Genomic DNA, 20,845 nt, shown 5'->3' on the forward strand with positions numbered 1-20,845 from the left:
AGCTGCATATATTGAAAAGTAAAGAGAAAAACTTTACACTATTGGTAGAACCTATTTTAGGAGGGAAAAAATGAGAACATCTAATCCAATGTTGAAAAAAGAGGCATTCCGTAAAGAGGGAGCAAGCGCTTCTGCGATGACGATTGGCGGAACAGTAGGCAAAACGTTCATTATGCTTATCTTGCTACTTGCAACGTCTGTCTATTCATACATACAGATGATGCAGGGGACGATGAAGATGCCAGTATTAATTGGTGCTTTAATCGTTGCGGCAATCATCGCATTTGCGTCTATGTTCTTCCCGCGTATTTCACCTTTTGGTGCACCAATCTATGCGGCGGTAGAAGGGGTTGTGTTAGGAAGTATTTCAGCAGTTTATACAATGAAATTTGGCGATTCTATCGTTTTAAATGCTGTATTACTAACAATCTCAATTCTATTTGCAATGTTAGTGTTATATGCAACACGCGTAGTAAAAGTAACGGATAAATTCCGTACAGGCGTTATGGCAGCAACACTCGGAATTATGGTTATGTATTTAGTCGTATTCCTACTAAATATGTTTGGTGTAACTGTTCCATACATTCACCAAGGTGGTACAATCGGTATTATTATTAGTGCAGTTGTTATTGTAGTTGCTGCATTAAACTTATTACTAGATTTCGATTTAATCGAAAATGGTGTACGTAGTCAAGCTCCGAAATATATGGAGTGGTACACTGCAATGGGACTAATGCTTACATTAGTTTGGTTATACTTAGAAATTCTTCGTTTCGTTTCTTACTTTACGAAAAATGACTAATAAAAAAACCTGCATGAAAAATGCAGGTTTTTTTTATTTTCAAAGATATATTGAACGTATGGCATAATATGGATGTTATCAACTTGAATTGAAGGAGATGGAATATGATGAAAGAGAAGAAGGGGATTATGAAAAAACTATTTTCTAAAAGTTTTTTCATAGAACTAGATGAAGCTTTAACGTATCCATCATCTGAAGTTATTACTTCAGCGATTGAAGGATATGCAACTGAATGCAATGAAAGACTAAAATTTGAGAGTAAAGTTAAACCGATTACTTTTTACTTAGAAAATGTAATGTACCGTGCTGAAATAAAGATGGCTCGCGGAGGATATTACATATCTTGTACTGAAGTGTAATAAATTTTGAAACCATACATGTTTGAACTATGTATGGTTTCTTTTTTTGTTTTGTAAGGTCTAAAATAAAACTTTTTACTTACGGATATATCATTTTGTGCTTTTTACTATTCAAATACTTCTCCTTACAATGAAGAAAAATATGTGAGGTGGTATAACTTATGATGAATCGAGTTGTATTAATCGGTAGATTGACAAAGGAGCCAGAATTATACTACACAAAACAAGGCGTTGCTTATGCAAGAATATGTATTGCGGTGAATAGAGGATTTCGAAATAGTTTAGGTGAACAACAAGTCGATTTTATTAATTGTGTCGTTTGGCGAAAATCGGCTGAGAATGTAACTGAATATTGTAAGAAGGGATCACTTGTTGGGATTACAGGGCGTATTCAGACGAGTAATTACGATGATGAACAAGGCAAGAGAATATATAGAACTGAAGTTGTGATTGAGAGTATTACCTTTTTGGAGAGAAGGCGGGAGGGGGCATCGTAATAAAAGGTGATTTTAAGTAATAGCTACGGAAAAAATTGTGGAAAGTATTTTAATAAACTTAAAGAAGGAGTACCGCCAGCTTTTTTTGGAAAACAAGTAAAGAGTATACAAAATTTTATTACGTTTTTCGGCTAATCCAGTAACAATCGAGAACCGTAAAACCCATGCCAGGATAGGAATGTATAAAAAGAAGAATCGAGTGATAGAAAATAAAAAAGGGGATCCTTTCTGAGAGTAAGGAATCCCCCTTTTTATTGTTTCTTGCAAGTGAATTATTTAAATTCTTGTCTATATAATTTAAACGAATAAATAGCTCCAACGAAGAATACAAAGGCTTCAAATAATATAAAGATTTGACGGAAATTCTCAATATCTTTACCAACTAAAGAAATAAATATGCAATTCATTAGAATTTGAGTAGTAAACATACAAGAAATAATTTTAAAATAAATAGGAGTTGTTCTTTCATCTGGTTTACCAATTTTTTTGTAAATAATAATAAGTGTAATTACTGAACCCAAAAATAGAAGTGCTGTAAGTCCTACAACGATATTGAAATTTCCTGTACTTTCTAACATCCATTTATTTAATAAATCAATCATTATTATCTTCCTTTCCTACATAAGAGAATATTTCGTTCTTCTTTTTCACTATAATAAAAAAAGAAAAAGGAAAACATCGAACTTTCTTACAAATACTCGTGTATTCTTACAGTTTTGTCATTTTGCAAATGTATTCATCGCCTTGTCTTTCAATATTTTCTTTGGAAAACATAGTGAATTACGAGAAAGAGCGCTACAAGATCAACTTCCGAGAACGAAAAATATGTAAATAAGCTGTCTATATGGACAGCTTATTATATTTTTTTGCTTAGCGTGTGTTTTTTTTAATACTGGCGGTACCTCAAGAAATGGATAAAAAATAAAAAGCATCGGAAACGAAAGCTTTTAAAACCTCATTCCTAATTTGAAATGTAAAAAGAATGAAATAGTATGGTAATGGGAAGAAAGTAGTAAAATTAAGCATCCGAGTAGGAGTATAGAGTGATAACATGTTACAATACAGCTAAGAACACGCAATAAAGGAGAGTTTTTTACGTGAAGATTAAAGCAATTGAACCGACGCCAAGTCCAAATACAATGAAAGTTATTTTGAATGAAGTATTACCATCAGGAGCGCGTAATAATTATACAAATGAAAATAAAGAACAAGCACCAATGCAAGTGCAAGAAATTTTGAAAATTGAAGGCATTAAAGGTGTGTATCATGTAGCTGACTTTTTAGCAGTCGAGCGAAATGCAAAGTATGACTGGAAAGTATTATTACAACAAGTTCGTGCTGTTTTTGGCGAAGAAGTAGTGGAAGAAAGTGAAGAACAACAACTGTCTCATTTTGGAGAAGTGAAAGTGTTTGTTCAAATGTTCTTTACAATTCCAATGCAAGTAAAGTTAACAGATGGAACATCGGAAGAACGCGTTGGCTTACCAGATCGTTTCAAAGAATCAATTATGAAAGTACAAATGTCTGCACCAAACGTTGTAAAAGAGCGTAAATGGGTAGAACAAAGTACACGTTACGGTAATTTTGAAGAAATCGGGAAAGAAGTAGTAGAAGAGATTGTTGCTGCTTATTCAGAAGAACGTGTAAATGAAACGGTTAAAGAATTATTAAATCAAGCAGGTGCTGTTGAAGTAACGATTCAAAAGCGTGAGCCATATAAAGTAACAGAAGAGATGATGAAAGATTCTGACTGGAAAAACCGTTTTGCAGCATTAGAACAAATGGATCCTACTGAAGAAGATATTCCAGTGTTGAAGATGGCGTTAGATGATGAAAAAGTTTCAATACGCCGTTTAGCAACAGCGTATTTAGGTATGGTAAAAGGTGATGAAGTATTACCGTTATTATATAAAGCGTTGTTAGATCGCTCTGTAAGTGTTCGTCGTACTGCAGGAGATTGTTTATCAGATGTAGGTGATCCGGCAGCGATGTTCGTTATGATTAAATCTCTGAAAGATCCAAGTAAATTAGTACGCTGGCGTGCAGCGATGTTCTTATTTGAACTTGGAGATGAAAGTGCGATTCCAGCATTAAAAGCAGCGCAAGATGATCCAGAGTTTGAAGTAGCGATGCAAGCACGTCTAGCATTAGAGCGTATTGAAGGCGGAGAAGTAGCAAAAGGTTCTGTATGGAAACAAATGACGGAGTCTCGTAAAGGGGAATAATGTATGATTGTTTTCTATGATAGTTGGTGTCCGATGTGTACGGCCGTTGCAGAACGTACGAAAAAATTAGATAAAAAGGGTAAGATGAAATTTGTTTCATTTCGAAATGAAGATGTAGTTGAGAAATATAAGCTTTCTCAAGAACTACAAAGTAAGATGGAACAAAGACTGTATATTTTTAAAAATAATAAGTGGTATGACGGCATTCAGAGCATAGATGTATTAGCAAAGGCCGTTCCATCTTATTGGTTTGCCGTTCCTTTTATAAAGCTATCCATCGTACTTGGTTTTGGAAGTAAAGTATACGATTATATCGCTAATAATAGAAAACTTGTTCCAGTGGGACATTGCCGCGGTGGGGTTTGTGAAATCCCTACAAAAAAATGAAATCATCGTTATCTTTCTTTTGCACCTATTAATAGAGCGTGATATGATGAATTTGGAATGAAAGTTGAAGGAGAGATTACAAGATGTCAAATGCTTATGAAGAATACATGCGCCAAATGGTAATCCCAATGCGCCAAGAGTTAGTGCGTTCTGGGTTTGAAGAGTTAACTACAGAAGAAGCTGTAACAGAATTTATGGAAAATACATCAGGTACAACTTTAGTAGTTGTAAACTCTGTTTGTGGTTGTGCAGCTGGTTTAGCACGTCCATCAGCAGGTCAAGCGGTTGTTCGTGCTGAAAAACAACCTGATCATCTTGTAACTGTATTCGCAGGTCAAGATAAAGATGCTACTGCAAAAATGCGTGAATACTTCGGAGAAATTCCTCCATCTTCACCATCTATGGCATTATTAAAAGGAAAAGAAGTTGTTCACTTCATTCACCGTCATGAAATTGAAGGTGCAACTATGGACGAAATTATTACGAACTTAGAGCAAGCTTTCGAAAAGAATTGCTAAAAGAAGGGGGAGAGTAAATCTCCCTCTTTTCTTTATATAGAGGTGAAAGAATGATAGTAACAACAGCAGGAAGAACGAACAAAGAAATGACAGATTATGCAAACAAGGTAGCAGCAGAATTAAATGCTTCTTTCGTTAAACGTAATGACATACCAGTACATAAGCTGCATGAACAGTATGAACAAGATGTACTTGTCGTAGGAAAGAACCGATTAGCTATTTATCCGAAAGGTACGGAAGAATCATTTTTCTTTCATCCGAACTCAGCGATGTTTCGTGTGAAAAGGTTAATGCGTGGAGAGCACGATCCGTTTGTACAAGCTGCTAAATTAGAGAGCGGAATGAGAGTGTTAGATTGTACGCTTGGTATGGCATCAGATAGTGTTGTAGCTAGTTATGTTGTTGGTGAAAGTGGAACAGTAACAGGACTTGAAGGCAATGAATATATGGCTTATATTATGGAAAATGGTTTGAAAACATGGTCTTCATCTGTTTCTGAAATCGATGAAGCAATGCAAAGAATCCAAGTAAAGCAAACGGAGCATTTTTCATTTTTAGCGCAATGTGAAGACAATAGTTATGATGTCGTTTACCTTGATCCGATGTTTGAAGAAACTGTCATAGAATCCGATGGAATTAAAGGATTAAAACACTTCGCTTTGTATCATGATATTACTGACGAAACAATTGCGGAGGCAAAACGAGTGGCGAGAAAACGTGTTGTTTTAAAAGATCATTTTCGTAGTTCTAGATTTGAAAAACACAATTTTTATGTATACAAAAGAAAAAGTGCTAAGTTTCATTTTGGTGTAATTGACCCTTGCTAATTGTTTGAAAAGATGTATAATAAGCAATAATTAATTAAATATACTGTCTGTGATGAAGAGAGTAGTCTTTTTTAGAAGGAAAGCGAGCTAGGGATGGTGTGAGCCTAGTACGGAAGAAAAAGATGAAGCGCACTTCGGAGATGCTTCTTGAACGAATAGTAGAGAAAGCCGAGGCCCCCCTGTCCTCGTTATAAACGGGAAAGTGGTTCGTAACGAACAACAAGGGTGGTACCACGGGTTAAAACTCGTCTCTTTTTTAGAGACGAGTTTTTTGTGTTTTAAAAAATAAGGAGGTTGTATCATGGATTATAAAATGCAGTTTGCGGAAAGTTTATCTAATATTTTCACGAATGAATTAACGCAAAAACAAATTTTAGATTTAATTGAAACACCGAAACAAGATGAATTTGGAGATGCAGCGTTCCCATGTTTTTCATTAGCGAAGCAATATAAAAAAGCACCAGCTCTTATCGCAAAGGAAGTTGCTGAGAAATTAAATGATCCGTTTTTTACGAAAGTAGAAGCCGTTGGTCCGTATGTAAATGTATTTTTCAATCGTGAAACTGTAAGTGATGCAGTATTAAAAACAGTTTTAGCGGAGAAAGAAGAGTTCGGTCAAAACCACTTTGGCTGTGAAAAAACAGTAGTAATTGATTATTCCTCTCCTAATATCGCGAAACCTTTTTCGATGGGGCATTTACGTTCTACAATGATAGGAAATTCGCTGAAACATATCGCTGAAAAATGTGGCTATGAAGTTGTAGGGATTAATTATATAGGAGATTGGGGAACACAGTTTGGAAAGTTAATTACGGCTTATAAAAAATGGGGAAATGAAGCAGTAGTTAAAGAAGATCCAATACGTGAGCTATTTAAGTTATATGTCCAATTCCATGAAGAGGTAAAAGACGACGAAGAACTAGAAGAAGAAGGACGTGCTTGGTTTAAGAAATTAGAAGAAGGTGACGAAGAAGCGGTAGAGCTTTGGAATTGGTTCCGTCATGAGTCCCTTAAAGAATTTTCGCGCATTTATGAACTTCTCGGCGTAGAATTTACTAATTTTCAGGGAGAAGCATTTTATAATAATTTAATGGAAGATTTTATTGGGATTTTAGAAGAACATGAGTTGCTTGAAGAATCAGAAGGTGCATTAGTCGTTAATTTAGAAGAAGAAGGAATGCCGCCTTGCTTAATTAGGAAATCAGATGGTGCGACGATTTATGCAACGCGTGACTTAACGGCAGCTTTATATCGTCAAAACACTTATGGGTTTGATAAAGCGCTATATGTTGTTGGTCCAGAACAAAGCTTACATTTCAATCAATTTTTCACCGTATTAAAAAAACTTGGCTATACTTGGGTTGATGGTATGGAACACGTACCGTTTGGCTTCATTTTAAAAGATGGTAAGAAAATGTCGACACGTAAAGGAAGAGTTATTTTACTTGAAGAAGTACTCGAAGAAGCAATCGAACTTGCAAAACAAAATATTGAAGAGAAAAATCCAAACTTAAAACAAAAAGAAGTAGTAGCAAAGCAAGTCGGTGTTGGTGCAATCATCTTCCACGATTTAAAAAATGAGCGTATGCACAATATTGAATTCTCATTAGAAAACATGCTGAAATTTGAAGGAGAAACAGGCCTTTACGTACAGTACACACATGCACGTGCTTGCTCTATTTTAAGAAAAGAAAGTGTAGAATTTGAAACATGTACGTTTGCTTTAAAAGACGATCATAGCTGGAGTGTCGTAAAATTACTAAACAAATTCCCACAAGTAATTGAAGCAGCTTTCAATAAAAATGAGCCATCGATTATTTCGAAATATGTATTAGATGTAGCACAATCGTTCAATAAATATTACGGTAATGTTCGTATATTAGAAGAGAGTGAAGAAAAAGACAGCAGACTCGCATTGGTTTATGCTGTGACGGTTGTATTAAAAGAAGGATTACGTTTACTTGGGGTGGAGGCTCCTGAGGAGATGTAGCATAAAAGGTGTATGTATCATTACAGATATGTATGCCTTTTTATTTGGTATAGGAGTCATGTAAGCAGTAATCTCACCTTATTAAAACCAATTTCTTGGGTAATTGTTAAAAATGTAGGAATGTTTTGTTAAATGGAGAATTGTAAGGGGTGTATATAAAAGGAGGCGTTAGAGGTTGGAAACATACGATTGGAACAGTAAACTAGCGTATTTAAAAAATACGAGAGATTTATATTACAATAGCGATTATGTAAGTTTTCTAGTGAATTCAGTTTGGAAGATTTCTGAGCCAGTCCATGTTGTTGATTATGGTTGTGGATATGGTTATTTAGGCTTATTATTAATGCCTTTACTTCCAGAAGGATCAAAGTATACAGGCATTGATAGTGGAGAAACATTATTAGCTGAAGCGAGAGAGTTGTTTCGTTCACTTCCGTACGAGTCAGAATTTCTGGAGGGAGATGCTATAGAAATTGAATTGAACGATACATACGATATAGCAATTTGTCATGCCTTCTTATTACATATGAGTTCACCAAAAACGATGCTACAAAAAATGATTCATTCAGTTAAAAGTGGCGGGAAAATAATCTGTTTTGAACCACATTGGATATCAAATATGTCTTCATACACTTTGGATGGAGAGAACCAATCGGAAATTATCCAGCTAGGCATTTTGCAGAATTTATTTGAAAGTGACACGCAGAGGAGTGGAAAAGATGGAAATATTGGTATGAAAATACCAATATATTTAAGTGAATTAGGTGTGAAAAATATTGAATGTAGAGTAAGCGATAAAGTGAACTTTTTAGATTCAAATATGCATCACAATGATAAAAACGATTTGTATCAATCATTAAAAGAAGAGGGGATTGCAGGTGATCCGGGTGATAAGCAACAATTTGTAGAACGTTTAATGGCTAGAGGATTAACATATGATGATGCGCTAGCTCAATATGAAGCTGAACTGCGATTTTTTAAAATATTTCATGTGCATTCTTCTTTAGTATACGCTCCGAATATGAAAATTACATTTGGTGACATAGTATGTTAAAAGTCATGATATATAAGGATCGTCGTTTAATGTCGATATAATTTGAAAATCGCCGATATATTTGAATTATCGCTGATATAATTTTATGTACTAATTTCAGCTTCTACAAGATTAAAACCGCATGTTACGTTATTCCATATAATTAAACAAAATACGGAGAAAAACAATCATTTTTACTATATTTTGTTATAAATTTGAATAATATTAATTAATACCATCCATTATAAGAGATTTTAGTTGAATACATACTATATGGTGTGTAAAATCTAAGCAAGTAGCAGTATAAATATAAATTCGAGGTGAATGCATGCTAGATTTTAAGCAGTTAGAAACTTGTTTAAAAGACAAGAGATTTGTAGATGGATTACAGGAAATAAATAATGAAATTGCATATATAAAAGAAACGAATACTTTATCCTATGTGAAGAATTGGCTTGCCAATATTACTTCGCATAAGGAGTTCGATATATTAATTCGCCTTACTGATGAAGGGCTTATGCACCAATACAGTTCATTCCTCATTCGTTACGCTTATAAAAAATTCCCAAATATGAGAACGCTCTCTTTATATTGTGATGAGTTAATTGATGAGCGGAAAATTCTTGAAGCAGAGCAGTTGTTAAAATCTTCTTTAGAAGAGTTAAGTAAAGAAGAAATAGATGCAGATTTTTTAGCGAAAACATATTTTACATTAGTACGATGTCTTTTAGAAATGAAAAGAAATGAAGAAGCGCTAATGTATATGCAAAAAGCAGAGGAATATAGTACGCGCGTAGTGTTTGATAAATGGGGCTACGTTTATATGCATACAGGCGAATGGGAGAAAGCGGAAGAACAATTTATTGCTGGCATGCAGCATGAAGATTGTGAAGAGTTATCTACCTATTTATTATCACAATTGTATGCAAATAAAGGAGAACAAAAACGTGCGATACAGTTAATTAATGATGCGATTGTAAAGTTCCCACAAGTACCATATTTTCATTTTGAGAAGGTAAAGTATTTATTAGATTTAGAGCAATATGAAGAGATGTTAGCGGTAATAGATAACATAAATACTCAGCTGCCATATCATGCTTATAACACTTACTTTGTACATTTACGTGCAGAAGCGCTGTACAAAATGAATAAATTTGCAGATTTACAAAAGCTATTAAAAGAAGAAAAGAGTTTAAAAGAATCTTTATATCATAATTTAGAAAAAAATCCGGATGGAAAAAAGGTTCACTTGCCGATAGTTCCTATTGTACAAAAGGATAATTATTGTGTTCCGACAAGTTTAGAGATGATGTTGCGTATATGGGGAGAGACACGTACACAAGATGAAATAGCAGAGTTTATTTTTGATATGACAGGATCGAAGTTTTCAGATACTGTTTCTTATTTGGAAGAATTAGGTTATGAATATCGTTATTTTAAAGGGAATGAAGAGAATTATAAGAGACTGATTGATGAAGGAATTCCTGTTTTATTAAGTATAGATATTGAGCATGCTTCACATGTACAAGTTCTATCTGGATATGATGATACATTGCAAGCTTTCTATGTTCAAGATCCAAACTTTATAGAACCAGTTCTTGTAGAATATAGTAAATTACAAGAAAAATATCGTTATACAGGCTGTTTAGCAATCACGTTTGTTCCGAAAGAAAAGAAGGCGCAACTAGCGTTTCTAAGTGAGGAAGAAAATCGTTATTTTAAATCTATTTTTTCTCTTACGGATCATTTAGATGAACATGACAAAGAGGGAATTAGTAACTTAGTACAATTTTTAAAAGAAACGAGCGATAATCCAAATACGTGGCTATATACGATAAAGCACTTAGATGTTGAAGTAGATAAAGAATTTATTTTATATTGTATCGATAAGTTAATGGAAAAGTTTCCGAACTCGGACTTTGTTAAATTGCATGGTGCACAGTGTTTTATTCGTCTTCAGGAAGTAGAGAAAGCGGAGCAAATGCTGACAAGCGTTGAGAAGAAAAATAATCGTGCATTATATCATTTGATAAATGGAAGATATGCTTTTGAGCAGGAAAGTTATATAGAAGCGATTTCAAGCTTTCGTTCATCGTTACAATTAGACGCAGATCAGCCTATTGCTTGGAGTTTTCTCGCTTTATCCTATATGTATATTGATCAATCTGAAAAAGCATTGCAATACTCTCAAGTTGCGTTAGAGCGCAGTCCTGAAAGGTTCACTTTAACGAATCACGGTTTAATATTAATAGATTTAGAAAGATATGAAGAAGCATATGAAATTTTTAATGACTTGTTAAAAGAGTATAAATATGAAGCACATGTATGGTATGAACGAGCGAGATGTGCACATCAACTAGGAAAATTATATTTAGCAATAAAAGGGCTTAAAGTAGCGATTCATTTGGATAGTAATGCATCTTACATTTATACGAAACTTTCAGAAATATACGAATCTGATTTGAAGGATGAGAAAAGTACGAAAGAAATTTTATTAAATGGTATTGAGAATTGTGATGATAAAGCACCTCTTTACGTAAAATTAGGGGACTATCATTTTCAAAATGATAGCTTGGAAGAAGCAGAAGTATTGTATAAGCGTGCTTTAGAAGAAAACGATGAGGATGTTTATTCTCACTTCGGACTTACACAAGTGTATATGGCAAGAGAACAATACAAGGAAGCAAAAGAATACATTCTTGGTCTTGAGAAGCAAATTGAAAAGAGCCAAGATTTCCTCATGAATGCAGGAATGGTTTTATGGGATGCTGAACTTGAACTTGGTGGAAATGAAGAAGGGTTTAAAGTAGCGCTATCTAAGTTAGAAAATGGTATAAAGAAAAGCGATTATAATGTAGCAAGTGCGTTAGATGAATATGTGAATCGAATTAAAGGAACGGAATTTGTACAACGAGGTATAGCATTTTTAAGAACGTTACACAAAGAAAGTAATGAAGTAAGTGAGTACGGTTGTTATGCAGGTATTTTATATGAATCTATTGGACAGTATGGCCAAGCGATGAAAAGATATAATAAGGCGATAGAACAAAAGGAAACGGCATTACCGTATTACCGAATTGGTGAAACACTTATGGCATTAGGGCAATTGACGGAAGCAAAACAAGCGTATGAAACATGTTTAGAGCTTGATGGGAATTTCGTAGGTGTACATTTACAGCTTGCGGAAATATACGAAAAAGAAGAAAACCGTTCTAAAGAACAAAGTCATATGGTTCAGGCGATGAAAGAAGAGCCGTTGCATATTAATATGGAATATTTGGCACAGCTTTCAGTAGAAATGAACCTTCAGGAAGAATTGCTGATTGAACTAGAACAATTAGCGGACGAAGTACCTGAAATATGGCGTTTAGATGCGATTGCATATGTGTACGGAGCGATGAATGAAATAGATAAAGAACAAGCACAGATTGAATACGCGCTACAATTAGATGGTGAGCATATAGAAGTACTATATCATTATGCAAAAGTATTAGTGAAAAAAAGAAATGTAAAAGCAATTGAAGTTGCAATGAAAGTAATACAAAAAGATTTTGATAATGAACGTATATTTGATGTTTATGTAAAAGCAGTAGAGCAACATAAAAAATTGTCTAACATACGAGATTTTCTTCATACATTAAAGGTGAAAAAAGCAGAAAGAAGTACAGCATTCATGTATGCTGCAGCTGCGGTTACGGAAATATGGATTGAACGCCAGCTGCATGAACAGCCGAAACGATCTATCATTACGAGGGCTTTTTATCGTATGAAAAATCGTGCGAAAGAAATTTCAATGGTTACTATGATAATTGATTTATATGAAATCTCTTTAAAGTTAAATCCGAAAAATAGTATGGCAGCACAGCGATTTGCGCTATTTTATGAGAATGTAGAGATGAATAGAGAAGCAATAGAGATTTTGCACACGTCACTAGAAAATAGATGGGATTATGAAGTAGCGAAGCAACTTGTAAATCTTTTCGTTGAGTGTGAGGAAGAAGATATGTTAAGAGATGCTTTGGAATTAACGAAGCAAATGGTTCGAGAACTACCAGATGATTATGATACTCTTCTTCTGCAAGCACAAGTATTCTTTAAAGCAGGGGAAGAAAGAAAAGCAGAAAAGATTACCTTACAATTAACGGAGCAAACACCGTTCGTAAGTAGAGCATTTCTTGCTTTAGGAGAAATATATCAAAGTCAAGAAAGGTTTGAAGAGGCAATTCATGTATTAGAAAATGCTTCTATACATCATCCAAATGAAACAGCAATTCTCCTTTCTTTAGCGTCTTCATATCATGGTGCCGGCCAAACAGTAAAGGCAGAAAAAATAGCAAATGAAGTATTAACAATGGATGCAAATGATTTGTTAGCAAGATATGATCGTGCTTGTTATTTAGCACAGTTAAATAGAAATGAAGAGGCGAAGGAAGAGCTTGAAATTGTCCTTCGTGAGGATGAATTGGGATTCTTTGCTGAACTTATTGAGGATGATGAAAATTTAGCAGCATTGCGAGAATTTGAAAAGTAATTGTATAAGAATAGGGGAAAAGATAAGGATATATTTTGAATTAGTTGACAATTAGTTGTCAAATGGCATAAAATAACTTTTAACAAAGTATACAAATCTGAAGACGAGAAAGAGTAAAATAGTGAACTGTTCTCCAGAGAGCCGGTATATTGCTGAAAGCCGGTGGGCAGACGTTATTTGAAAATCATCTCCGAGGAGCCGAGGCTGAAAGTGAGTAAGCCCGGACGGATGTCTACCGTTACAAAGAACACGTATGATAGTACGTTGCTAAGCGCTATTAGTGAAAAAGCTAATAGAATTAGGGTGGTAACGCGGGTAAACCCGTCCCTACTTCATAGGGACGGGTTTTTTGTGTGCTTTTAAAACATTCAAAGGAGTGATTGTAGATGAAGAAAGTAGATGTTAAAGAGTCAGCTGTAGGGAGAGAAACACGTATTCGTAAGCAGTGGAACGAACAAAGCATTTTTGAACAATCAATTCAGAATCGAGAAGGCGCGCAATCGTTTGTGTTTTATGAAGGACCACCAACGGCGAACGGTTTACCACACGTCGGCCATGCACTTGGTCGGGCAATTAAAGATTTAGTAGCAAGATATAAAACGATGGCTGGTTATAAAGTAGTAAGAAAAGCAGGATGGGATACACATGGTTTACCTGTAGAACTAGGTGTTGAGAAGCAACTTGGTATTTCTGGTAAACATGAGATCGAAGAATATGGCATTGAACCATTTATTCAAAAGTGTAAAGAGAGTGTTTTCACATATGAAAAGCAGTGGCGTGAATTCACTGAAAGTATTGGTTATTGGGTAGATATGGATGATCCATATGTAACTTTAAAGAATCCATATATTGAAAGTGTATGGCATATTTTGGGGACAATCCATGAAAAAGGATTGTTATATAAAGGACATAGAGTTTCACCATACTGTCCAAGCTGCCAAACCTCATTGAGCTCACATGAGGTTGCACAAGGGTATAAAACAGTAAAAGATTTAAGTGCAACTGTGAAGTTTAAAGTGAAAGATAGTGAAAATGAGTATTTCTTAGGTTGGACAACAACGCCTTGGACACTTCCAGCAAACGTAGCGCTTGCTGTACATCCAAATATGGAATATGTTAAAGCAAAACAAGAAAGTCATGTATACATTGTTGCGAAAGAACGTGTACAAGAAGTATTAAAAGAAAACTATGAAGTATTATCTGTTCATAAAGGCGAAGAATTATTAAACACATCTTATACAGCGCCATTTCCGATGAAAGAAGTTACAAATGGTTACCGCGTTATCGCAGCAGATTTTGTAACGGCAGATAGTGGTACAGGACTTGTTCATATTGCTCCAGCATATGGAGAGGACGATTATAGAGTTGTTCAAAGTGAAGGATTGTCATTCTTGCACGTTGTAGATGAAAAAGGTGAGTATACAGAAGCGGTACCATTTTTGAAAGGTAAATTTGTAAAAGATTGTGACGTTGACATTGTTCGTTATTTAGCGAAAGAAGGTTTGCTATATCATAAAGAAAAATATGAACATAGCTACCCACATTGCTGGCGTTGTGATTCACCACTACTTTATTATGCAGGAGAAAGTTGGTTAATCCGAACAACTGCAATTAAAGATACATTTTTACAAAATAATGATTCAGTTACTTGGTATCCGGATCATATGAAACATGGACGATTTGGTAAGTTTTTAGAAAATATGGTGGACTGGAATATTAGCCGAAATAGATATTGGGGAACGCCATTAAACGTGTGGGAATGTGAAAGTTGTGATCATCAGTTTGCGCCGAAAAGCATTGCCGAATTAAGAAAGCATAGTACGAAAGAAACACCGGAAGATTTAGAATTGCATAAGCCTTATGTAGATGAAGTTCAAGTCCGCTGCGAAAAATGCGGAGGCACAATGAATCGTACACCAGAAGTAATTGATGTTTGGTTTGATAGTGGTTCCATGCCATTTGCACAATATCATTACCCATTTGAAAATAAAGAGTTATTTGAAGAGCAGTTTCCAGCTGATGTTATTGCAGAAGGAATTGATCAAACACGCGGCTGGTTTTATAGTTTATTAGCAGTCTCAGCACTGTATACAGGAAAAGTACCGTATAAACGAGTGTTATCACTAGGGCATGTTTTAGATGAAGAAGGTCAGAAAATGTCTAAAAGTAAAGGGAATGCACTAGATCCAGTTGATTTAGTAGATAAGTTTGGTGCAGATGCGCTAAGATGGGCTTTACTTGTTGATAGTGCTCCGTGGAATGCGAAGCGTTTTTCTGAAAGAACCGTACTGGAAGCGAAATCTAAATTTGTAGATACATTAGTCAATGTGTATAGCTTCTACGTTTTATATGCAAATTTAGATGAGTATAACCCGAAAGAAACGTATGATGTAAAGCGTACGAAATTAGACGAATGGGTATTATCAAGATTGCATAGTACAACGAAAAAAGTGAGAACAGCACTTGATGATTATCAATTTACGAATGCAGCTCGTGAAATTGCAGTACTTGTAGATGAAGTGAGTAACTGGTATGTAAGACGCTCACGTAATCGTTTCTGGGAATCTGGTATGAACGCTGAAAAAGCTGCTGCGTATGAGACACTTCATGAAGTACTTGTAACAATTAGTAAATTAATTGCACCATTCACACCGTTTGTCGCGGAAGACATTCATCTTAATTTAGAAGGAAGTAGCGTTCATTTAGCTGATTATCCAGTTGTAAATGAATCACTACTTCAGCCGAAATTAGAAGCGGAAATGGATGCTGTTTTACAAGTTGTTGAACTTGGAAGAAGTAACCGTAATCAGCATTCTTTAAAAGTAAAACAGCCGCTAGCAGAACTTGTATTACTTGAGCATAACGAGAATGATATGGATTGGGAATCTTATCGTGATATCGTTATGGATGAGTTAAATGTAAAAGCGTTCCATGTTGAACTCGATGAAACAAAATACACATCATATCAATTGAAGCTCAATTTTAAAACAGCGGGGCCGAAATTCGGTAAAAATGTGAATGCAGTGAATGGTTGGCTAAAACAATTATCACAAGAAGAAGTACAAAACTTTGTATCAACAGAAAGAGTAGTTTACGAAGCAACACCAGGAGAAAAAGTAGTTGTAACTGCTGAAGATGTGTTAGTTGAGAAAGTTGCAAAATCAGGATTCTCTAATACGACTAACGGACAATATACGGTTATGTTAGATACGAATGTAACGGAAGAATTGTTACAAGAAGGAGTAGCGCGTGAATTCATTCGTGCGGTTCAAGAATATCGTAAACAGTTGAATTTACCAGTTAATTTACGAGTCGATGTTATTCTCGATACAGAAGAAGAACTACAACGAACGTTAACGAACCATAAAGATTTATTGGAAGAAAACTTACTCGTAAAACAATTTACATTTGGTCACTTAACGAACGAAGATGATGAACTTTCTTTAGGTGAAACAAAACTTAGAATTAAATTAAGTGCAGCTAATTAAAGAAAAAAGGAAGTTGGAATGATTCCAACTTCCTTTTTCGTATGGAGGTAAATTAACTAGCTAATTTCCTCATAATCCATTCGATAGGTCCTCTAGAAAATTTCTTTCTCCATAATACGCTAAACAAAATACTGAAAATGAAAAATACAGTAGCAAATAATAAAACGAAAAGTAGTGTTTGATGTTCCATTCTATTGAATAGAATTAATGTCCCAATCCCGATAAATACATGACTTACATAATGAGTTAATGTTAATTGACCTGTTTGTATAATGGAAGTAACAAACCAATTATTTTCATATTTTTCAGTGATATAGAGGCAAAGTATTAATATAGCAATAGCAGATCCTGTTGCAGATAAAATGTACAATACATTTGGTAAAATGGGTCCTGTATTAAACAAAAATGTAGCAGTTGCTTTGCTAATGTGTGGAATGAAGTAGTACGTGAGCCCTTTTGATAAAAGTTCTATCAGTATGGTGAATGTAATACCGAGCAAGAGCAACCTATCTCTAATCTTTTTATTATGAAGATCTAATCTGCCAATTATCATACCGATTAAGAAGAATGAAAACCATGGGAAAAAAGGGTGATAACCATTAAAGAATAAATTGCGAAGAAAACCGTTAACTGTCCAGAAGTCTACATAGTTTATAAATGGAGTAGGGCCTCCCCAACCTTCGAAAGCATTGAAAGTAAGCTGAAGAGATTGTGCCAAGAGTAGGATAATAATAGATAAGAAGAGTAATGCTTTTTTTCGGACTGTAATGAGTAAGGCAGCAACGAAAAGGTAAACACCATAGTAGTGTAATATATCCCCAGTCCACTCCATTACGTATAAAAGTAATCCTAAAATAAATAAGAATAGTGCCCGTTTCCATATGATCTTTCGGCTATTAGAAATTTTTATTTTTTCATTTCTAGCAACAGAGGATCTAGTCATTAAAGATATGCCAATTCCAGCAAGTATAACAAACAAGGCAGAAGCTCTACCTTCAAAAAGTGACATGAAGGTTATTAAAAATGGGGGACCATTTCCTTCTGCACCTGTTATAACCATAAAATTAACAAGCAGCATACCAAACATCGCCAAGGCCCTAGCAAAGTCTAAGCCGATAATTCGTTTTTTAGTATTCAATTCAATCCCTTCTTTCAAAAATACTGTTTACAGCTTCCATCCATATTTGTCTATAATCTATATCCACATGTAACATCATAAAATTCCCGACATTATCAAGCACTAATGCTAACATATGAGCTTTTGAAACTAGATTTTTATTTTCAATTAATTGAAGCTCATTTGCTTTTGTAAGGAGGGATTCAAATCCTTGTAAATATTCTGTTTGCACAGTTAGTAATCGATCTTTGTACATATCATTTCTTGAAGATAGTAATACATATTCTTGCAACACACGATTAAAATAAGGATCGTTCTGCTGTTCATCAATTATTTTGAATCCAATTTCAATGCATTTCTCAATAAAATTTTCTTTCGTAAACTCTTCTGTATGGAAGAAGGAAGAAAACTGCATCGCAGCACATAATTCTGTGAAAATACATTCGATTAATGCATCTTTAGATTTAAAGTAATAATAAATGGACGGTTTAGCAATTCCGACTTCTTCAGCAATCATTGAATAAGTCGTTTTGGTAATACCATGTCCGGCAAACAGTCGATAGCTTGCTTCCATAATTGAAGAGAGTGTTTCTGCACTTTTGCTCATAATAAAGCCTCCTAAAAAAAGGTTATATAAATCGTATCATTCATTAATATTTTTTTCAACCTACCGTTAGGTAAAAAAATGGCCTGTTTTTTACAAAGTCATTTAAAAAGTTTAAGAGTTAAGGAATTGCTTTAGAAATATATTTCTAAAATATTGTGTTCACTTTACACATAAATATTGAGAAAATTTCACTTACCCTAAATGGAAAGGTAATAGAAGTGTCCATAGAGAATTACTCGTAGATTCAATTTTTATCCCCCCATTTTGTGGGGAATGATTGCCGAGTGGTAATGGGATAAGGTTGAGCTACTTTATTAGGGGGAGTGGTTCTATGTTTAATAAAAAAATGGTGGCAATGGCAATGACTGTACCGTTAGTAATGGGGACGATTTCTACGGTTTCGGCATTGGAAAAACAACAGCAAGTAAAGTTAGAAGCTTATTCGCCACAGAAAAAAGCAATTGAATATTTAAAAGAAAATGCTGCGCAGTATGGATTGAAAACAGACCTTTCAGACTTGCAATATATTTCTACAACAGAAACGTCAGTAGCTTCATATGTTAGGTTCCAACAAGTTGTTAACGGTGCGCCTGTATTCTCAAAACAAATTACAGTTACTCTTAACGGAGAGGGAAAGGGAGTACTCGCTGTCTCTGATTATCAGCCTGTTACAGGTGTGAAGGAAGTAACGACAAAAATTAGTGAAAAAGATGCAATACAAAAATCAATGGCGTATGTTGGAGAAGCAAGTGAGCAAAATTTATGGGCTCCTACAGATAAAGAGTTCGGATATATTGTTGAAGAAGGAATTGCTCGTCCAGTATATAAAGTTGTAGTCCATTCTAATAATCCATTTGGTGCATGGGAAACATTTATTGATGCAGAAAATGGAAAGTTAATTAAAAAGGTTGATATAAACCGAAAAGCTGAAGGGTCAGGAAAAGTATTTTTACCTAACCCAGTCGTATCTAGCGGTAGTAAAGTAGGCTTAAAAGATAATAACGATGCAGATTCAACAGCTCTAACGAACCAACTGAAAACTGTTACGTTAAAAGGTTTAGATGGAACAGGATTTTTAATTGGAGAATATGTAACGATTTCTTCAAAAGCGAAAACAAAATCTACGAATTTACAATTTAACTATACACGCGCAAATGATAGCTTTGAAGATGTTATGTCGTACTATCATATCGACACATTGCAACGTTACATTCAAAGTCTAGGTTTTAAAAATATTAATAACCGTTCGATAAAAGTGAATGTTAATGGTACAACTGATGATAACTCATTCTATTCTCCATCAACAAAAGCTTTAACTTTCGGTACTGGCGGTGTTGATGATGCAGAAGATGCTGGTATTATCGCACATGAATATGGGCATTCGATTCAAGATAACCAAGTTCCTGGCTTTGGTAGTTCAGCAGAAGGTGGAGCGATGGGAGAAGGATTTGGCGACTTCTTAGGTGCTACATATGAAGATGCAGTATCGACTACAGGATATGGTAAAGCATGTGTTGGAGAATGGGATGCGACAGCTTATTCTAGTTCAGATCCAACATGCTTACGCCGATTAGATACGAATAAAGTATATCCGAAAGATATAACGAATGAAGTGCATGATGATGGTGAAATTTGGGCTCAAGGTCAATACGAAATGGCACAAGCTTTTGGCCGTGATGTAGCAACGAAAATCATTTTACAATCACACTGGTCATTAACACCAAACTCTAAATTCAGTGATGGAGCGAAAGCGATTAAGCAAGCGGATGCTCTTTTATATGGCGGACAACATGCTGCTGATATCGATCGCATTTGGGCAGCGAGAGGCATTAATACGAATTAATATAAAAAGTCGTGGCATTAAGCCACGACTTTTTAATTTGCTTACGAACTGGTACTAGTAAATAAAGCTATATCAATGTTAGTGTGAATATATCCGGATCCCATTTACTTTTTAGCTTCTTTAAAAACAAAATGCTCTTTAAATTTTCTAGATTCAACTTTTTGACCATTTCGCATCGATCGGAATGGGTGTTCTTGCCATGTAATAATAACATCAACCTCATCCGCTTTTGTAGCAACAGGTAAATTAGCGTGTTCAAATCCAGTTTTTCCACTTGCTAAACGACTTTCCTTTAGGGAAAAGAGTTCATATTTCGTTTTCTTATTTGGTTCGTTGCGGAATACTTCGACGTTTACGTTATATACCTCACTATTCCCGACATTCTTTACTGAAAAATGATATGTTTGAAATTCATCTTTTTTAGCTTGAAGCATATTCTTGTTTGTTTTTTTCGGTTTATCAATATTCACTCGCCATTGATCAGAGTTTTGAGAGATTGGTAAAGATTTTGGTGAATAGGCGTATGTTTCGTTTACTATAATTAGGAAAAACAATAGGAGAAAGAAACTAATTGCTTTTTGCATATACACACCTCGCTATAAAATTTTTTATTAATATGCG

Annotated in this window: 16 protein-coding genes, 1 pseudogene and 2 other annotated features; of the genes and pseudogenes, 13 read left to right on the plus strand and 4 right to left on the minus strand. The window is 34.8% G+C overall.

Annotated features, from left to right (window positions below; genetic code table 11):
• Positions 1-70 precede the first annotated feature (70 nt).
• From ATL10_RS04790 to ATL10_RS04800, 3 genes are all read left to right on the plus strand, one after another.
• Positions 71-802, plus strand: coding sequence for a Bax inhibitor-1/YccA family protein (locus ATL10_RS04790; protein ID WP_001260655.1), 732 nt, complete (start codon positions 71-73; stop codon positions 800-802).
• A gap of 104 nt (positions 803-906) precedes the next feature.
• On the plus strand, positions 907-1,161 hold the full coding sequence (locus ATL10_RS04795; protein ID WP_000975133.1) for a DUF4318 domain-containing protein: 255 nt from the start codon (positions 907-909) through the stop codon (positions 1,159-1,161).
• Positions 1,162-1,322: 161 nt separating this feature from the next.
• Positions 1,323-1,658 carry a single-stranded DNA-binding protein gene (locus ATL10_RS04800; protein WP_000982013.1) on the plus strand — a complete coding sequence of 112 codons (336 nt, stop codon included), beginning with the start codon at positions 1,323-1,325 and terminating at the stop codon, positions 1,656-1,658.
• 272 nt (positions 1,659-1,930) lie between these two features.
• On the opposite strand, the gene ATL10_RS04805 is transcribed toward ATL10_RS04800, so the two are convergent.
• Positions 1,931-2,260 (minus strand): 6-aminohexanoate hydrolase, encoded by a 330-nt coding sequence (locus tag ATL10_RS04805; protein ID WP_097911860.1) that lies wholly within the window; start codon positions 2,258-2,260, stop codon positions 1,931-1,933.
• A 139-nt stretch (positions 2,261-2,399) separates the two neighbouring features.
• Between ATL10_RS04805 and ATL10_RS32295 the strand changes: the two are divergent.
• From ATL10_RS32295 to ileS, 9 genes and pseudogenes are all read left to right on the plus strand, one after another.
• Positions 2,400-2,474 (plus strand): annotated as a pseudogene (locus ATL10_RS32295) (transposase); the annotation flags it as partial.
• Positions 2,475-2,755: 281 nt separating this feature from the next.
• Positions 2,756-3,883 carry a conserved virulence factor C family protein gene (locus tag ATL10_RS04815; RefSeq protein WP_110496523.1) on the plus strand — a complete coding sequence of 376 codons (1,128 nt, stop codon included), beginning with the start codon at positions 2,756-2,758 and terminating at the stop codon, positions 3,881-3,883.
• A 3-nt stretch (positions 3,884-3,886) separates the two neighbouring features.
• On the plus strand, positions 3,887-4,270 hold the full coding sequence (locus tag ATL10_RS04820) for a thiol-disulfide oxidoreductase DCC family protein (RefSeq protein ID WP_000634891.1): 384 nt from the start codon (positions 3,887-3,889) through the stop codon (positions 4,268-4,270).
• 83 nt (positions 4,271-4,353) lie between these two features.
• Entirely contained in the window at positions 4,354-4,788 is a 435-nt protein-coding gene (locus ATL10_RS04825; RefSeq protein ID WP_000063706.1) for a BrxA/BrxB family bacilliredoxin, read from the plus strand.
• Between the two features lie 50 nt (positions 4,789-4,838).
• Complete coding sequence (locus ATL10_RS04830; protein WP_110496524.1) at positions 4,839-5,615, plus strand: class I SAM-dependent methyltransferase; 777 nt, start codon at positions 4,839-4,841, stop codon at positions 5,613-5,615.
• 40 nt (positions 5,616-5,655) lie between these two features.
• Positions 5,656-5,871 (plus strand) — a binding site (T-box leader).
• 45 nt (positions 5,872-5,916) lie between these two features.
• The gene (argS, locus tag ATL10_RS04835; RefSeq protein ID WP_100910325.1) at positions 5,917-7,605 is read left to right on the plus strand and encodes an arginine--tRNA ligase; all 1,689 of its coding nucleotides are present in this window, start codon (positions 5,917-5,919) and stop codon (positions 7,603-7,605) included.
• 175 nt (positions 7,606-7,780) lie between these two features.
• On the plus strand, positions 7,781-8,659 hold the full coding sequence (locus ATL10_RS04840; RefSeq protein ID WP_053564639.1) for a class I SAM-dependent methyltransferase: 879 nt from the start codon (positions 7,781-7,783) through the stop codon (positions 8,657-8,659).
• Positions 8,660-8,966: 307 nt separating this feature from the next.
• Positions 8,967-13,169, plus strand: a complete 4,203-nt coding sequence (locus tag ATL10_RS04845; RefSeq protein ID WP_110496526.1) for a bacteriocin-processing peptidase family protein — start codon at positions 8,967-8,969, stop codon at positions 13,167-13,169.
• Positions 13,170-13,260: 91 nt separating this feature from the next.
• Positions 13,261-13,501, plus strand: a binding site (T-box leader).
• 54 nt (positions 13,502-13,555) lie between these two features.
• A complete protein-coding gene (ileS, locus tag ATL10_RS04850) occupies positions 13,556-16,657 on the plus strand; it encodes an isoleucine--tRNA ligase (RefSeq protein WP_098508771.1) in 3,102 nt (1,033 codons plus the stop codon).
• Between the two features lie 52 nt (positions 16,658-16,709).
• Here the strand turns inward: ileS and ATL10_RS04855 are convergent, their stop codons facing one another.
• Positions 16,710-17,795 carry a DUF418 domain-containing protein gene (locus tag ATL10_RS04855; RefSeq protein WP_142669931.1) on the minus strand — a complete coding sequence of 362 codons (1,086 nt, stop codon included), beginning with the start codon at positions 17,793-17,795 and terminating at the stop codon, positions 16,710-16,712.
• A gap of 1 nt (position 17,796) precedes the next feature.
• Positions 17,797-18,381 carry a TetR/AcrR family transcriptional regulator gene (locus tag ATL10_RS04860; RefSeq protein WP_016512885.1) on the minus strand — a complete coding sequence of 195 codons (585 nt, stop codon included), beginning with the start codon at positions 18,379-18,381 and terminating at the stop codon, positions 17,797-17,799.
• A 331-nt stretch (positions 18,382-18,712) separates the two neighbouring features.
• Between ATL10_RS04860 and ATL10_RS04865 the strand changes: the two genes are divergently transcribed.
• Entirely contained in the window at positions 18,713-20,224 is a 1,512-nt protein-coding gene (locus tag ATL10_RS04865; RefSeq protein WP_100910323.1) for a M36 family metallopeptidase, read from the plus strand.
• A 104-nt stretch (positions 20,225-20,328) separates the two neighbouring features.
• Here ATL10_RS04865 and ATL10_RS04870 read toward each other — a convergent pair whose 3' ends face one another.
• Positions 20,329-20,808: a hypothetical protein gene (locus tag ATL10_RS04870; protein ID WP_110496529.1), complete on the minus strand. Its 480-nt coding sequence runs from the start codon at positions 20,806-20,808 to the stop codon at positions 20,329-20,331.
• Between the last annotated feature and the right edge of the window lie 37 nt (positions 20,809-20,845).

The organism is Bacillus sp. 196mf, assembly GCF_003217275.1.
GTDB lineage: Bacteria > Bacillota > Bacilli > Bacillales > Bacillaceae_G > Bacillus_A > Bacillus_A thuringiensis_S.

What these genes read in the sequence shown, in the direction of transcription:
- ATL10_RS04825 (WP_000063706.1), top strand. Translation starts at nt 4,354, where the DNA reads ATGTCAAATGCTTATGAAGAATACATGCGCCAAATGGTAATCCCAATG.
- ATL10_RS04800 (WP_000982013.1), top strand. Translation starts at nt 1,323, where the DNA reads ATGATGAATCGAGTTGTATTAATCGGTAGATTGACAAAGGAGCCAGAA.
- ATL10_RS04790 (WP_001260655.1), top strand. Translation starts at nt 71, where the DNA reads ATGAGAACATCTAATCCAATGTTGAAAAAAGAGGCATTCCGTAAAGAG.
- ATL10_RS04870 (WP_110496529.1), bottom strand. Translation starts at nt 20,808, where the DNA reads ATGCAAAAAGCAATTAGTTTCTTTCTCCTATTGTTTTTCCTAATTATA.
- ileS (WP_098508771.1), top strand. Translation starts at nt 13,556, where the DNA reads ATGAAGAAAGTAGATGTTAAAGAGTCAGCTGTAGGGAGAGAAACACGT.
- ATL10_RS04795 (WP_000975133.1), top strand. Translation starts at nt 907, where the DNA reads ATGATGAAAGAGAAGAAGGGGATTATGAAAAAACTATTTTCTAAAAGT.
- ATL10_RS04865 (WP_100910323.1), top strand. Translation starts at nt 18,713, where the DNA reads ATGTTTAATAAAAAAATGGTGGCAATGGCAATGACTGTACCGTTAGTA.
- ATL10_RS04860 (WP_016512885.1), bottom strand. Translation starts at nt 18,381, where the DNA reads ATGAGCAAAAGTGCAGAAACACTCTCTTCAATTATGGAAGCAAGCTAT.
- ATL10_RS04820 (WP_000634891.1), top strand. Translation starts at nt 3,887, where the DNA reads ATGATTGTTTTCTATGATAGTTGGTGTCCGATGTGTACGGCCGTTGCA.
- argS (WP_100910325.1), top strand. Translation starts at nt 5,917, where the DNA reads ATGGATTATAAAATGCAGTTTGCGGAAAGTTTATCTAATATTTTCACG.
- ATL10_RS04830 (WP_110496524.1), top strand. Translation starts at nt 4,839, where the DNA reads ATGATAGTAACAACAGCAGGAAGAACGAACAAAGAAATGACAGATTAT.
- ATL10_RS04845 (WP_110496526.1), top strand. Translation starts at nt 8,967, where the DNA reads ATGCTAGATTTTAAGCAGTTAGAAACTTGTTTAAAAGACAAGAGATTT.
- ATL10_RS04805 (WP_097911860.1), bottom strand. Translation starts at nt 2,260, where the DNA reads ATGATTGATTTATTAAATAAATGGATGTTAGAAAGTACAGGAAATTTC.